The 14,064-nt window shown below is 68.7% G+C and carries 12 protein-coding genes; 4 read left to right on the top strand and 8 right to left on the bottom strand.

What is annotated here, in order from left to right:
* Nucleotides 1–4: 4 nt before the first annotated feature.
* Entirely contained in the window at nucleotides 5–550 is a 546-nt protein-coding gene (msrA, locus tag HTY53_RS22085) for a peptide-methionine (S)-S-oxide reductase MsrA (RefSeq protein ID WP_174108764.1), read from the top strand.
* A gap of 33 nt (nucleotides 551–583) precedes the next feature.
* Here msrA and HTY53_RS22080 read toward each other — a convergent pair whose 3' ends face one another.
* The 5 genes from HTY53_RS22080 to HTY53_RS22060 all read right to left on the bottom strand — a co-directional run bounded on the left by HTY53_RS22080 (nucleotide 584) and on the right by HTY53_RS22060 (nucleotide 7,871).
* The gene (locus tag HTY53_RS22080; RefSeq protein WP_174108763.1) at nucleotides 584–1,693 is read right to left on the bottom strand and encodes a DUF72 domain-containing protein; all 1,110 of its coding nucleotides are present in this window, start codon (nucleotides 1,691–1,693) and stop codon (nucleotides 584–586) included.
* The gene (locus HTY53_RS22075; RefSeq protein WP_174108762.1) at nucleotides 1,686–2,918 is read right to left on the bottom strand and encodes an SAM-dependent methyltransferase; all 1,233 of its coding nucleotides are present in this window, start codon (nucleotides 2,916–2,918) and stop codon (nucleotides 1,686–1,688) included. The genes HTY53_RS22080 and HTY53_RS22075 overlap by 8 nt, the downstream gene beginning before the upstream one ends.
* 217 nt (nucleotides 2,919–3,135) lie before the next feature.
* Nucleotides 3,136–3,774 (bottom strand): pyridoxamine 5'-phosphate oxidase, encoded by a 639-nt coding sequence (gene pdxH / locus HTY53_RS22070; RefSeq protein ID WP_174108761.1) that lies wholly within the window; start codon nucleotides 3,772–3,774, stop codon nucleotides 3,136–3,138.
* Between the two features lie 266 nt (nucleotides 3,775–4,040).
* Entirely contained in the window at nucleotides 4,041–5,234 is a 1,194-nt protein-coding gene (locus HTY53_RS22065) for an MFS transporter (protein WP_174108760.1), read from the bottom strand.
* Between the two features lie 336 nt (nucleotides 5,235–5,570).
* Complete coding sequence (locus tag HTY53_RS22060; protein WP_174108759.1) at nucleotides 5,571–7,871, bottom strand: AsmA family protein; 2,301 nt, start codon at nucleotides 7,869–7,871, stop codon at nucleotides 5,571–5,573.
* Nucleotides 7,872–8,170: 299 nt separating this feature from the next.
* On the opposite strand from HTY53_RS22060, the gene HTY53_RS22055 reads away from it, so the two are divergent.
* Nucleotides 8,171–9,013 carry a tRNA threonylcarbamoyladenosine dehydratase gene (locus HTY53_RS22055; RefSeq protein ID WP_438820985.1) on the top strand — a complete coding sequence of 281 codons (843 nt, stop codon included), beginning with the start codon at nucleotides 8,171–8,173 and terminating at the stop codon, nucleotides 9,011–9,013.
* Nucleotides 9,014–9,025: 12 nt separating this feature from the next.
* Here HTY53_RS22055 and HTY53_RS22050 read toward each other — a convergent pair whose 3' ends face one another.
* A complete protein-coding gene (locus HTY53_RS22050; protein WP_174108757.1) occupies nucleotides 9,026–9,604 on the bottom strand; it encodes an AAA family ATPase in 579 nt (192 codons plus the stop codon).
* Nucleotides 9,605–9,732: 128 nt separating this feature from the next.
* Here HTY53_RS22050 and HTY53_RS22045 point away from each other — a divergent pair, with 128 nt between their 5' ends.
* Nucleotides 9,733–10,206, top strand: coding sequence for a bacteriohemerythrin (locus HTY53_RS22045; protein ID WP_371556932.1), 474 nt, complete (start codon nucleotides 9,733–9,735; stop codon nucleotides 10,204–10,206).
* Between the two features lie 164 nt (nucleotides 10,207–10,370).
* On the opposite strand, the gene trxA is transcribed toward HTY53_RS22045, so the two are convergent.
* The gene (gene trxA, locus HTY53_RS22040) at nucleotides 10,371–11,216 is read right to left on the bottom strand and encodes a thioredoxin (protein WP_174108756.1); all 846 of its coding nucleotides are present in this window, start codon (nucleotides 11,214–11,216) and stop codon (nucleotides 10,371–10,373) included.
* Between the two features lie 320 nt (nucleotides 11,217–11,536).
* On the opposite strand from trxA, the gene HTY53_RS22035 reads away from it, so the two are divergent.
* Nucleotides 11,537–13,234: a long-chain fatty acid--CoA ligase gene (locus HTY53_RS22035; RefSeq protein ID WP_174108755.1), complete on the top strand. Its 1,698-nt coding sequence runs from the start codon at nucleotides 11,537–11,539 to the stop codon at nucleotides 13,232–13,234.
* 82 nt (nucleotides 13,235–13,316) lie between these two features.
* On the opposite strand, the gene HTY53_RS22030 is transcribed toward HTY53_RS22035, so the two are convergent.
* Nucleotides 13,317–14,063 carry an ankyrin repeat domain-containing protein gene (locus HTY53_RS22030; protein ID WP_254600071.1) on the bottom strand — a complete coding sequence of 249 codons (747 nt, stop codon included), beginning with the start codon at nucleotides 14,061–14,063 and terminating at the stop codon, nucleotides 13,317–13,319.
* Nucleotide 14,064 lies beyond the last annotated feature (1 nt).

Genomic DNA, 14,064 nt, shown 5'->3' with positions numbered 1-14,064 from the left:
ATCCATGGAAGATCGAACCGAAATCGCCACGCTCGGTGGCGGCTGCTTCTGGTGCCTGGAGGCGGTCTATCAGCAGGTCGAAGGCGTGACCGCGGTGGAGTCCGGCTATACCGGCGGCCATGTCGACGATCCCAGCTACGAGCAGGTCTGCAGCGGCGACACCGGCCATGCCGAAGTCGTGCGGGTGAGCTTCGATCCGGCGGTGATCTCCTATCGCGAGATCCTCGAGATCTTCTTCGCGATCCACGATCCGACCACGCTCAATCGCCAGGGCAACGACGTCGGCACGCAGTACCGCTCGGTGATCTACACCCACTCGGACGCACAGCGTGCGACCGCGCAGCAGGTGATGGCCGACATCGCTGCGCGCCAGCTGTACGACGGGCCGCTGGTCACGCAAGTCGAGCCGGCGCAGCGCTACTGGCGCGCCGAGGCCTATCACCAGAACTACTTCCGCAATCATCCGGAGCAGGGCTATTGCGCCTTCGTGATCTCGCCGAAGGTGGCCAAGTTCCGCAAGAGCTTCGCGCATCGGCTGCGCTCACAGTAAGCGCGCGTCGATGGCGGCAGCAGCGGCGGGCAGCTACACCCGGAGCCGCTGCGCGATCGCCTCGGCCAGTCGCGCCAGCGTCAGCGGCGCGCAGCCCTCGGCGTTGTTGCTGACGATCAGATAGGCCGGCTGCCCGGCCTGCAGCGTGCGCACGGCAAGGTCCGCCGCGGCCGCCAGCGTCTGCGGATCGAGCGCGTGCAACCGGTCGAACGGCTCGAATGCCGCCTCGGCCTGATCGTAGCCATAGCCTGGATGCAGCAGCCAGCGCAGCACCAGCGGCCCCGGCTCGCCTTCGTCGCGCAGCGCCTGCGCGGCGGCCAGGCGCGTCAGCGGCGGCATGCGATCGCGCGCGCCGCAGCCGAAGCGCACGCCACGCGTGCGCAGCAGCTTGATGAAGCGCGGCGTCAGCAGTTCGGGGTCGCGCAGTTCCACCGCATAACAGGCGTTGGGAGTCTGCATCGGATCCAGCGCCGGCAAGGCCGACAGAAAGGCATCGAGCCGCGCGAGGAAGGCCGCGGCATCGTTGGCCATCGCCCGCAGCGGCGACAGCTGGAACAGCAGCGGCCCGCATTTGGACCCCAGTCCCGCAGTGGCCGGCGTGATGAAATCGCGGATCGCGATCTCCACGTCGAGAAACGCCGCATTGGCCAGCCGGCCGGCGCCGTTGCTGTCGCGCAGCCACGGATCGCAGACGCTGGCGGGCGCCTTGACCAAGAAGCGGAAATCCTCGGGCACCTGCGCCGCATAGGCGAGGTAGTCGGCCAGCGGAATCGGTGCGTAGAAGCCGCGGTCGACGCCGGCCGCGCGCAGCAGCGGATGGCAGGCGTAGGCGGCGAGCCCCTTGCGCGACAGCAGGCTGTCGCTGTAGTCGCCGTCGTAGACGAGGCCCTTCCAGCCGGGGTAGGACCAGGTCGAGGTGCCGAGGTAGAGGTGGCGGGGCAGCCGGGCGGCGAGGGCCGTCAGTTCGGCGGAGGCAGCGACGGGCTGGACCGTCTTGCCGCGCCGAAGACGCTGGGTCCCCGCTTTCGCGGGAACGACACCGCTGTCTGGCGCGGCGTCGTCCCCGCGCAGGCGGGGACCCAGTGACTGTTCGGCTGGTGTTGCGGGTGCAGGCGGCAGGCCGCCAAACAAATCGTCAATCAAGCGTCTTGTCGTAGATGTAATGCCGCGACCAGGGCAGCGTGTTCGATGGCTGGGTGGCCTTGTGGCAGACCACCTGATAGATCGACATCTTCTCGCTGTCGAAGGCCTGCGCGCAGCCGGCCAGGTAGACGCGCCAGATGCGGTACTTCTTCTCGCCGACCATCTCGCGGATGGTCTCGCCATGCGTCTCGAAGTTCTCGGCCCAGTGCCGCAGCGTCTGCGCATAGTGCCGGCGCAGCAGCTCGACGTCGTAGGCCTCGAGCCCGCCCTTGGCCAGCGTATGCAGCACCATGCTGATATGCGGCAGCTCGCCCTGCGGGAACACGTAGCGGTCCATGAACTGCGCGCCGTCCATCGGCACCTTGCCGCTGTCCGGGTCCGGCGAGGTGATGCCGTGGTTCATCGCGATGCCGTCGTCGGCCAGCAGCTCGCACATGCGGCTGAAGTAGGTGACCAGGTTCTCCTTGCCGACGTGCTCGAACATGCCGACGCTGGTGATGCGATCGAAGGTTCCGGTCACGTCGCGGTAGTCCTGCAGGCGGATCTCGATCTGGTCCTGCAGCCCGGCCTGCCTGACCCGCTCGGTCGCCAGCGCGAACTGGTTTTCCGACAGCGTGATGCCGACACAGCGCGCGCCGAACTTCTGCGCGGCGCGCAGCACCAGCGCGCCCCAGCCGCAGCCGATGTCGAGCAGCGTCTGGCCCGGCTGCAGCCGGATCTTGGTCAGGATGTGGTCGATCTTCTTCAGTTGCGCGGTGGCCAGGTCCTCGGTGCCGTGCTCGAAGTACGCACACGAGTAGACCATGTTCGGGTCCAGCCACAGCTTGTAGAAGTCGTTGGAGACGTCGTAGTGGTATTCGATCGACGCCTTGTCTTCCTGCTTGGTATGGGTGAAGCGCTGCGCGACGCGGGCCAGCGTGCTGCCGGCCAGTTGCGTGGTGGCGCGGGAGAAGCCGTAGCCGACCGCGATGATGTCGGCGAGCTTGCCCTCCAGATCGATCTTCTGCTGGACGTAGGCCTCGCCCAGATTGTCCAGCGTCGGCGTCAGCAGCAGCGGCAGCGCGCCGGCCTCGCGCACGGTCAGCGTGACCGCGGGTTGCTCGAAATTGCCCAGCGCGTATTCATGGCCATTCCAGAGCCGCAGCTTGACGGGCAGGTTGGCCTTGTCGCGCAGCTCCGCGACCCAGCGCTCCAGTTGCGTGTCCAGTGCTTGCTTGAAAAACATGCGGCTTTCCTCCTGATGAATGGCGGCATACTTCTCCAACGAACAACTGTGGGGGCTAAGTCTTCGGATATATCAGACTGTGCCATACCCGACGCCAGAGCCCGCTGCCCGGTGCGTCTGGCGTTTCACTTTATACGCCAAACCACGCCGGTGTGCAGTGCACTGCCTAGACCCCATTTCGATGACAGGGGCAAACCGCGCGCCGCGCGCCAAACACTTACGGCGACAGCCGCGCGATGCGCCAGCTGCCGTCCGGCTGGCGCAGATAAGCGATGCGATCGTGCAGCCGCGACGGACGGCCCTGCCAGAATTCGACGCGCGTCGGCGCTACGCGATAGCCGCCCCAGTGCGGCGGCCGCGGCGGGTTTTCGCCGAAGCGCTGGCGGAACTCGGCCTCGCGTTGCTCGAGCAGCGCGCGGTCGGCCACCTCCTGGCTCTGCGCCGACGCCCAGGCGCCGATGCGGGAGCCGAGCGGCCGCGAGGCAAAGTAGGCATCGCTCTCGGCGTCGCTGACTTTCTCGACGACGCCTTCGATGCGAACCTGCCGTTCGAGCTGTACCCAGTGGAACAGCAGCGCGGCGCGCGGATTGACCGCCAGGTCCAGACCCTTGCGGCTCTCGTAATTGGTGAAGAAGGTGAAGCCGCGCTCGTCGATGCCCTTGAGCAGCACGATGCGGGCCGAGGGCTGACCGCTCCCATCGACGGTGGCCAGCGTCATCGCATTCGGCTCGGGCAGCTTGGCGGTCAGCGCTTCCTCGAACCAGCGTTCGAATTGCGCGATGGGTTGGGGCGCGACATCGGCTTCGGTCAGCGAACCGAGCACATAGGTACGACGGAGATCGGCGAGTTGCGTCATGGCGGGAAGAGCAGCGGCACGGCCGCGGGAGGGATGGTTGAAGCGTCCTGATCGGGTCTCCGATAGCGTCGGCACACCTGCTCGCGCGGCCGATATGCGGATCCGGATGCCTGGAGTATAGCGAAGGCATCCCGGCGCGGAACCCGCACAAAGGCCGGCCCGCAATAGCGGCCCAGGCCTCTCAGGCCTCAGGCCTCAGGCGTCAGGCGTCAGACCCCAGGCGTCAGACCCCAGGCGTCAGACCCCAGGCGTCAGACGCCCAGGCGTCATGCGGCAGGCGGCGGCAGCTTGCGCGTCTGCCCGCGCGAATAGAAACCAGCCACGCCCATCGCGCCCGCCATCGACAGGAAGATCGGCAGCATGCCGAGCGCGGTGCCCACCACGCCGAAGGTCAGCGGCCATACCACCTGGCTGGTGTTCAGCACCGCCGAGCGCAGGCCCAGCGCCTCGCCGGCGCGCCCCGACGGCGACGCGCTATGCAGGATGTTCATCACGTTGGGCTGCGCGCTGCCCAGCGCCAGGCCCAGCACGAACGCCAGGCAGCACATCAGCCAGAAGGTCGAGACGAAGGGGTAGAGCAGATAGGCGATGCCGCCGACCAGCAGCGCGCCGCGGATGATCTTCCATTCGGACAGATGGCGCGTGACCAGCGGCATCGCGATGCGGATCGCCAGCGTGGCGATCGCGAAGGCGCCGAGCACCCAGCCGATCGACGACGGCGACAGGCCCACGCGCGTGCCCTGGATCGGGATCAGGAACGCATGCAGATCCCACGCGGCGGAGAGCACCGCGCTGGCGACAAAGACCGCGCGCAGTTCGGGCACCATCAGCAAGTCCAGCGCCGAGCCGCTGCGGCCGTCGAGCGCGGCCTGGCGTGCCGCGCCGGCGCCGTGCGCGGGCAGGCGATCATGCACCAGACGCAGGCCGATCTGCCCGATCAGCGCGATGCCGACCAGCAGCAGGAAGGCGGGCCGATAGCCGGCGTGCTCGATCACGTAGCCGACCGTCACCGGGCCCAGCGTGCCGGACACCGACAGGCCCAGCGCATGCCAGGTGTAGTTGCGAAGACGGGTCTCGTCGGTCGACAGCTGGCCGATCAGCAGCTGCATGGCGACCTGGACCAGCATGAAGCCCACGCCGATCAGCGCGCACGAGGCGTACAGCGCGGCGACGCTCGGCCAGATCGCCGGCAGCAGCGTGCCGGCCACCACCATCAGCGAACCCGCGGTCATCGGCCGGCGCGGCCCGATCTGGTCGATGCGGCGCCCGGCGCGGATCGCCAGCAGCATCGGCAGCAGCGCGTACAGCGACATCAGCAGCCCGAGCGTGATGGTCGAGGCCTTCAGCGAAATGGCGAACAGGGAAACGACGACGCGGCTGGCGTTGAATGCCACGTGGTTGCACACCGTCAGCGCGATCAGAACACTGATCGGCATGGCGGCGGCGGGATACGGCGTCATTCGTGCTGGACCGGGAGGCGGAGGGGTGAGCCGGAACGACCGGCAAGACCGAAAAAGACGAACGGGGGGCGGCATGCGCCGCGCCCCGCAACAGACCGCGCCCTGTCGGGCGCCGTCCGCAAAGTGCCATCTGTTTACAGCGTTGTCTTGTGCATCGAGCCGCCGTTGCTGCGCTGCGGCTCCATGTAAATGGCCGTTTAATTATGGTGCGCTTGTTGACAGGGTGCAACGGTCTTTTAGGTTTTGGTGCACAGAAAGGGTGCCCGCGCACGGGAGTGTTGCGCTGGAGCATCGGTGCGCGCTGCGCCCGCGCGACGATGTGAGCCGGGCAGCGCGTCAGCCGCCCTGATACATCGGCGATCTGTTGGGCCCCGGCGACGGTGCGGCCGGCGCGGTTGGATTTTGGCGACGCGGCTCGGGCTCGTTGCCGCCCGCGGGCTGCTGGGCCGCCGGACCAGAGGCGGCCGGCGCACGGCGATCGCGGTAGGTCTTGCCCGGCGGCGGTGCGGTCGGGCGCTTGCGCAGCTCCGCCAGCAGCTTGGCGCACTGGCTGTCCTCGGCCGGCGACAGATCGATCAGCGGCAGCACCGTCGCGACCGGCGCCAGCAGCGCCAGCGCGACCGCGCCGCCGGCGCGCAGCGCCAGCACGCCGATGTCCGGGCTGACGCGCGGATCCTTCAGCGTGCCGCCGACATACAGCGGCGAGCGCAGCGAGAACACCCGCATGCCCTTGGAGTCCGGATTGATGGTCAGGCCCAGCCGCTCGCTGGCGAGGTCCACCACACCGGTGGCGTTGATGGTGGCGTCCTCCGTATCGATGACGAAGGTGCGGGCGCGGCCCATGCCGTTGGTGAAGGTGAAGTCCGCCACGCCGCAATGGATCTGCACCGGCTTGTCGCCGAACAGCTTGGCGATGATCACGCTGCCGACGTTCAGGCCCATCGCCTCGAGGATGAACTTGCTGATGGTGCCGTTCTCGACCAGCAGCCGCGCCTCGCCATTGGACGAACCGAGCAGCGCCGCCACCGAATTGCCGGTCGCCGACAGTTTGGCGGCGCCGTTGATCTCGCCCACGCTGGCGCGCATCGATTCGAGGTTGGGGAACAGCTGCTTGAGCTTGAGCCGCCGCGCCGTCATGTCGATGGTCGCGCCCATCGGCGTGCGCTTGCCGTTCAGCTGCAGGTTCGACGCGAGGGTGCCGCCGGCCACGCCGAAGTTCAGCGGCTTCAGGTTCAGCACGCCATCCTGCAACTGGATATGGGTCTCGAGATTGTTGATCGGCAGGTCGACGTCGCGAATGATCCGCTGCCCGGTAAAACGCACGTCGGCATCGATATCGTCCCAGCGCTCGGTGCGGAACGGCGCCACCGGCAGCGCCTTGTCGGCGGGCTGGCGCACCGGGCTGCGCGCCGCGGGCCGGCCGGGTTTGGCGTCCGCGCCGATCAGCGGCGCCAGGTCCTCGAAGCGCAGCTGCTTCGACACCAGCTCGCCGGCGAGCAGCGGGCGCGGATCGCGCTGGCTATAGGTCAGCGTGCCGGCGAGATCGCTGCCGCCGACCCGGCCGGTGAAGTTCTGATAGCGGTAGACCGACGCGCCCTTGCGCAGCGTCGCGGTCAGGCGGCCGTTGGTGCGATATGGCGGGGTCTCGGGCAGCACGACGCCGGTCAGCGAATACAGGTCGGCCATGCTCTCGCCGGACAGCTGCAGCATCAGGTCCAGCGCCGCCAGCCGGGCCGGTTCGGTCAGCGTGCCCTCGATCTGCGCGCGGGTGCTGCCGACGCGGACATCGGCCTGGAGCGGATAGGGCCGGCTGGCGTCGCGCAGGTTCAGCACCGCGCCGGCCTTGCCGTTGGCATTGATGGTGGCCTTGTTGTAATGGCCGACCGCGCGCCAGCGGATGCCATAGACCGGTTCCCCCTTGCTGTTCTTCGCGTCGGCTGCCGCGGCTGCCGAGGCCGCCGGCGCCGAAGCGCTGGCTGCGGCGGGGACACTGGCGCCGCTGGCGGGCGCCGCCGAGGCCGCCGGCGCCGATGAGGGCGCAAGCGGCCCGTCGCGGTCCTTGTCGTAAAGCGCCGCATCGCCGATGGTCTCGAGCGTCGCGCGCAGCTCGATCTTGCTGGCGGCGTCGTTCAGCGCCAGATGCCCGCGCGTCAGCACCACCTCGCCGATTTCCAGGTGCCATTGCGATGGCTCCTTGTCTTCGCGGGTGGGGAAGGTCCAGTTGTTGCGCTTGTCGGCCAGCCGTTCGAGCGCGACCGAGGGACCGTCGATGGTGATGCTCGGCAGGGAGATTTCGCGCGTCAGCAGCGGCAGCGGCCGCAGCAGGAACACCAGCTCGCGCGCGGTGGCGAGGTTGGGCTGCTGGGTCCAGTCGGGATTGCCGATGGTGACATCGCGCGCGGACAGCCGCGGCCACGGCACCAGGCGGCGCCAGCCGCTTTCGCCCTCGGGCCGGCGCCAGGTCAGGATCAGGTCGCCGTTGACGGCGAAGGGCCGGCCGATGGCATCGCTGACCTTGTCGTTGAGCCACGGCTTCAGGCGGTTCCAGTCGAACAGCAGCACGAAGGCCACCACCGCCGCAATCAACACCAAGGGCGTCAATACACTCCACAGCACGGCCTGGCGGCGCATCGACATGAGGGGCTCCCTGGCCGGCGCATGCACGAACCGAACTGGCTCGCCGGGCGCGGCGAACGTACCACGTTGCGGCTATTGTATAGTTGCGCGCCGGGCCCTCCTGTCGGCATGCGACTGACAATGATGCCCGCGAATTCCGCATTTTTTGCCCGCCTCCGCCCCTTGCACGTTCGGGCCGGCGGGCCCAGCCGATGGTGAAGTCCTCGATGGCCGACGACCGCAACGCCGCCTCCCCCGCCGACTCCCGCGCCGACTACAGCGCCGACCCCAACGACGAGCTCGCCGCCGCCGCCCAGGCGCTGGCGGAACTGCCCGCCGCGCTGCCGCACGACGGGGCCGAGGACGACGACTACCACCGCCGCTTCGGCGGCGTGGCCCGGCTCTACGGCGCCGACGGCCTGGCGCGGCTGGAGGCTGCCAACGTCTGCGTGGTCGGCATCGGCGGGGTTGGCAGCTGGGCCGCGGAAGCGCTGGCCCGCAATGCGGTCGGCCGCATCACGCTGATCGACCTGGACCACATCGCCCCGTCGAACACCAACCGCCAGATCCACGCGCTGGGCGAGGAATACGGACGGGCCAAGGTCGAGGCGATGGCGCAGCGGCTGGTGCAGATCAACCCGCGCGTGCGCGTGCGTCCCGTCGACGATTTCGTGACGCCGGACAACGTCGAGGCGCTGCTGGCCGGCCACGACTATGTGATCGACGCCATCGACGCGGTCAAGGTCAAGATCGCGATGCTGGGCTGGGCCCGGCGCCAGCGGCTGCCGATCGTCACCTGCGGCGGCGCCGGGGGGCAGCTCGACCCGACCCGCGTGCGCATCGCCGACCTGTCGCGTACCGTCCAGGATCCGCTGCTGGCCAAGGTCCGTGCCGGGCTGCGCAAGCAATGGGGATTCCCGCGCGATCCGAAGAAGCCGTTTGGCCTGCAGGCGGTGTATTCGGACGAACCGTTGCGCTATCCCGAGCCGGAGCAGCAAGCCTGCGAAATCGACGAGGCGCCCTTTGCCGATGCCGCGCATCTGCCGCGGCAAGGGCCGCAGGGGCTGGCTTGCGCGGGCTTCGGCTCGTCGGTGGCGGTCACCGCGGTGTTCGGCTTCGTCGCGGCGTCGGTGGTGCTGAGCGCGATCGCGCAGCCGCGCTGACGGCGGTCCAGGCTACGTGCTCAGGGCATCCAGCAGTCCGGCCACCGCGGCGTCGTCGGGTGCGAGGTTGTCGAAGTAGATCAGTTCGGGATACTCGGCCGGATCGGGCATGAAGCGCCGCTGCCGATAGTCTTCCCAGTGCGCCAGCTTGTAGGCATCGTTGGGATTGCCGCGCTGCACGATGCGCGCGTGCGCCTCGTCCTCGGGCAGATGAACCCAGACCACGCGCACCGTGGTGCCTGCCGGCAGTGCCAGCCACTGCGGATCGCTGAGGCGATGCTCGCGGATCTCGCGCGACAGCGGGCCGATCACGATCGCGCTGATGCCGAGCGCCAGGTTCTCGCGCGCGGTATCGAGCAGGCCCTGATATTCCGGATCGCGCAGATGCTTCAGATAGAGCGGGCTGTCGCGGTCGTTCGGATCGCCGGTCAGCGCGCCCATCGCGGCCGCGCTGTAGCGGCCGTACAGCGTGTCCTTGTCGAGCAGGCAGAACGGTTCGCCGGTGGTCTCCATCAGCGGGCCGATCAGCCGATGGGCCAGCGTGGTCTTGCCGGTGCCGGCATGTCCGCAGAAGAAAATCAGTCGTGGCATCGAGGGAAGCGCAGGGAAGCGGGGCAGCGAACGGGGAATGTGGAACGGGCGCCCGGCGCGGGGATTGGGTATCCTTGCGCGTAGCGCCGCCCCTGCCGGCATTCCGCGCAGCATAACCGATTGCCTTGATGACCGTTTCCGACCCCACCATGATCGCCACGGCCCCAGCGGCCGCTCCGCCCGACCTCGACAGCAGCGCGCTGCCAGCCGACCTGCATCTCGGCGAGCCGGTCACCGACCATACGCATGCGGAGTTCGTGCTGCTGCTGCAGGCGGCCGCGCGCGCCAGCGACGAAGGCTTTCTGGCCGCGCTGGACGAATGGATCGACCACACGCGCTACCACTTCGGCATGGAGGAGGCGTGGATGGAGGCGATGAACTTCGGCCCGCGCCAGTGCCATGCCGGCGAGCATCGGCAGATGCTGGAGATCGTCGACAAGGTCCGGGTCAAGGTCGAACAGGAGGGCGACTTCGAAACCGGGCGCCGCCTGGTGGCCGAGCTGCCCGGCTGGTTCGCGCTGCATGTGCGCAAGCAGGACGCCGCGATGGTGGCGTATATGCAGCAGAACGGTTTTACGCTGGTGGAGGGGCCGGCGGGGTGAGCCGCTTCTGAACCACCCCCTCTCCCCGGCCCTCTTCCCCTGAGGGGGAGAGGGAGAACGCAATCGGCAAGCCCGGACGGCATCGCGATCGGTTTTCTCTCCTCTCCCGCTTGCGGGAGAGGGGCCGGGGGAGAGGGCAACCGCCCCTGGTCAGCGCAGCGAACTCAATTCAACGCCGCGCTCAACTGCCGGCGCCAGCGCGACACCGCTTCCGGTGCGTCGCCCATCATCTCGAACACCGACAGCATCGTCTTGCGGCCGACATCGTCCTCGAACGTGCGGTCGGTGCGCACGATCGCCAGCAACTGCTCCAGCGCCGGTTCGTATTGGCGGCGGGCAATCAGCAGCCGCGCCAGATCGAGGCGGGCCTGCAGATCCGCGGCATCGGCGGCGATGCGGCCGGTCAGCGTGGCCTCGTCGGGCAGGTCGCCCAGGCCCTTCATCGCCTCGAGCCGGGTTTGCAGCGCCGCATAGGCATCGTGCTGCGGCGCGCGCGGCGTCAGCATGCCGAACTGGGCCTCGGCTTCCTCCAGGGCATTGCCGTCGAGCAGGAAGGCGATGTAGTCGATGCGCGCCTCGTCGAAACCGGGATCGAATGCCAGCGCGGCCTGGAAGGCCTCGCGCGCGATATCGCGCTTGCCGCCGGCCGCCGCCTTGCGGGCCTCGCGCAGTGCGACCTGGCCCGGATTCGGCGTGACCCGCGCGATGAATTCGCGCAGGCCGGATTCGGGCAGCACGCCGATGAACTGGTCGACCGGCTTGCCGTCGACGAAGGCCACCACATGGGGAATGCTGCGCACGCCGAAGTGGGCCGCCAGTTCCTGGTTCTCGTCGACATTGATCTTGGCAAGCTTCCACTTGCCGCCGGCCTCGCGCTCGAGTTTTTCCAGCAAGGGCCCCAGCGTGCGGCACGGTCCGCACCATGGCGCCCAGAAGTCCACCAGCACAGGGACGCTGCGCGACAGCGCAATCACGTCGTGGTCGAAGTTCTGCAGGGTGACGTCGCTCATTGCTTGCCTCGCTGTTCTTGAATTCGCGTGATATCGCGTGGGAGCCGCGGGAAGTCGCGAGATCCCATGAACCGGCCCGAGGCGCGCGGAATCGCGCCGCACGGCCGGTTTCCTTTTGTCGATGTGGGGACGGCGCGGCTCATCTCAACCCCGCTTGCGGGAATCTACCCCTTGGAAATAGAACGGTCGTTCGGTTATATTGCTTGACGACTCATCGCCGGGGCTGCTTGCCGGCCACGGCGGCGTCCGCAATCCATCCCGTCCAACACGCGCTCAAGACGCTCGAGAACAGGTCGCGAAGACCGCTCAGGAGACCACGCATGCAGACCCAGAAGGCCGCGCGCCCGCATTTCCAGTTCTGGCCCAAGCGGGCGCCCACCGCCATCGTGCTGCCCGAGACCTCGCTCTGGGTCAATCTGGAGGTGTCGGCGCGGCGCTATGCCGACAAGGCCGCGATCCGCTATTTCGGCAAGGCCATCACCTTCCGCGAGCTCGAGGCGCAGGCCACCGCGCTGGCCGGCTGGCTGCAGCGCGAGGCGGGCGTGGCCAAGGGCGACCGGGTGCTGCTGTACATGCAGAACTGCCCGCAGTTCATCGTCAGCTACTACGCGATCCTGCGTGCCGACGCCGTGGTGGTGCCGGTCAATCCGATGAACCGGGCCGAGGAGTTCAAGCACTACGTCACCGATGCGCAGGCGCGCGTGGCGATCTGCTCGGCCGATCTCGCCGGCGGCGCCGCGGCCGCCAATGCCGAGCTGCCGGCCGAGCAGCAGCTGCAGCATCTGCTGGTGACGCAATACGCCGATGCGCTGCCCGAGAGCCACGAACACCCCGAGGACGCGCCCCCCGCCTGGCTGACCGCCGAGCACGCGCTGCCCACCGGCGCCGTGCAGTGGCGCGACGCGCTGGCGGCCGGCCATCAGCCTGGCCCGCATACCGCCGGTCCGGACGACATGGCGGTAATGCCCTATACCTCGGGCACCACCGGCTTTCCGAAGGGCTGCATCCACACCCATCGCTCGGTGATGCACAACGTGGTCGGAGGCTCGACGTGGTCGGGCTCGGGCGCCGAGTCGGTGATCCTGTCCGTGCTGCCGCTGTTCCACGTGACCGGCATGCAGTACGGCATGAACGGCCCGATCTACAGCGGCGCCACGGTGGTGATGCTGCCGCGCTGGGACCGGGAAGTCGCGGGCCGGCTGATTTCGCGCTATCAGGTCACGCACTGGACCAATATCCCGACCATGGTGATCGACTTCCTGGCCAGCCCCAATCTGGCCGAATTCGATCTGTCGAGCCTGCGCTATATCGGCGGCGGCGGGGCGGCGATGCCGCAGGCGATCGCCGAGCGGCTGCGCGAGCAGTTCGGCCTGAACTATCTCGAAGGCTACGGGCTGTCCGAGACGATGGCGCCGACCCACAGCAATCCGGGCGATCGGCCCAAGCTGCAGTGCCTGGGCGTGCCGACGTTCAACACCGACGCCCGCGTGGTCGACCCGGTCACGCTGAAGGAATTGCCGCCGAACGAGGTCGGCGAGATCATCGTCTGCGGCCCGCAGGTGTTCAAGGGCTACTGGGGCAAGCCGGACGCGACGCGCGAGGCCTTCATCGAGTTCGAAGGCAAGACCTACTTCCGCACCGGAGACCTGGGCCGGATGGACGAGGAGGGCTATTTCTTCATCACGGACCGGCTCAAGCGGATGATCAACGCGTCGGGCTTCAAGGTCTGGCCGGCGGAGGTCGAGAACCTGCTGTACAAGCATCCGGACGTGCAGGAGGCCTGCATCATCGGCACGCGCGACGCCTATCGCGGCGAGACCGTCAAGGCGGTGGTCGTACTGAAGGCGCACGCGAAGGGCAAGACCACGGCCGACGACATCATCGCCTGGGCCAAGGAGAACATGGCGGCCTACAAGTACCCGCGCGTGGTCGAGTTCGTCGACGCGCTGCCGAAGTCGGGGACCGGCAAGGTGATGTGGCGCCAGCTGCAGGAAGCCGAGAACGCCCGCCTGGGCTGACCGTCCGCGAAGCCGGGGCAGGGCAACGGGTCCTTCCCCGGTCCATCCGTGCGAGTGCTGGGCCGCGCGATGCGACGTGCAGTCAGTGCCCGCGCACCCGCATCAGCATCTTGACCATCGTCTTGTAGCCGCGCTCGCGCGCATGGCGCGTCGGGGTGACGCCGTCGCGATCGGCCAGATTGGCGTCGGCGCCCGCATCGAGCAGCAGCTGCACCACGTGTTCGTAGCGCGCGCTGCCGTCGCCGAGCACGATCGCTTCGAGCAGCGCCGTCCATCCCAGCGCATTGACGTGATCGACCGGCACGCCGGCCTGCAGCAGCAGCTGGACCACCTCGGGGCTGCCGTGCTGCGAGGCCGCGGTCAGCGCGGTGCCGCGATAGCGGTCGGTGCTGTGCGGGTCGGCCCCGTGCGCCAGCGTCAGCCGCACCAGCTCCACCTGTCCGCTGGCGGCGGCCAGCAGGAAGGCGCTGTTGGCCTGATCGTCCTTGCGATTGACATCGGCCCCCGCGTGGATCAGCGCGCGGGCGACCTCGGCGTGCCGCTGATAGACGGCGATCAGCAGCGCGGTACGCCCGCGCTCGTCTGCCGCATGCGGGGAGGCGCCGGCGCCGAGCAGCTTGCGCACCAGCGCTGCGTCGCCGAGCGAGGCGGCGGTCAGCAGATTGCGGTTCAGCGCGCTGAGCGCGTCGTGGGGGCGGCCGGCACTGCCGGGCTGCGCAGCGGCACGCTGCGAGGAGCTCGGCGGCGAGGCGGGAGAGGGGGACGAGGAACCGGGGCGGGCCGCCATCGACACGCCGGCGGGGCCCGACAGCAGCGCCCCGCTGAGCAGC

Source organism: Cupriavidus gilardii (genome assembly GCF_013314895.1).
Taxonomy (GTDB): Bacteria; Pseudomonadota; Gammaproteobacteria; order Burkholderiales; family Burkholderiaceae; genus Cupriavidus; species Cupriavidus gilardii_C.
This window is presented reverse-complemented; position numbering and strand designations above follow the sequence as displayed.

Excerpts from the sequence above, each read along its gene's own strand:
- msrA (WP_174108764.1), top strand. The coding sequence starts at position 5 with ATGGAAGATCGAACCGAAATCGCCACGCTCGGTGGCGGCTGCTTCTGG.
- HTY53_RS22075 (WP_174108762.1), bottom strand. The coding sequence starts at position 2,918 with ATGTTTTTCAAGCAAGCACTGGACACGCAACTGGAGCGCTGGGTCGCG.
- pdxH (WP_174108761.1), bottom strand. The coding sequence starts at position 3,774 with ATGACGCAACTCGCCGATCTCCGTCGTACCTATGTGCTCGGTTCGCTG.
- HTY53_RS22065 (WP_174108760.1), bottom strand. The coding sequence starts at position 5,234 with ATGACGCCGTATCCCGCCGCCGCCATGCCGATCAGTGTTCTGATCGCG.
- HTY53_RS22060 (WP_174108759.1), bottom strand. The coding sequence starts at position 7,871 with ATGTCGATGCGCCGCCAGGCCGTGCTGTGGAGTGTATTGACGCCCTTG.
- HTY53_RS22050 (WP_174108757.1), bottom strand. The coding sequence starts at position 9,604 with ATGCCACGACTGATTTTCTTCTGCGGACATGCCGGCACCGGCAAGACC.
- HTY53_RS22045 (WP_371556932.1), top strand. The coding sequence starts at position 9,733 with ATGACCGTTTCCGACCCCACCATGATCGCCACGGCCCCAGCGGCCGCT.
- trxA (WP_174108756.1), bottom strand. The coding sequence starts at position 11,216 with ATGAGCGACGTCACCCTGCAGAACTTCGACCACGACGTGATTGCGCTG.
- HTY53_RS22035 (WP_174108755.1), top strand. The coding sequence starts at position 11,537 with ATGCAGACCCAGAAGGCCGCGCGCCCGCATTTCCAGTTCTGGCCCAAG.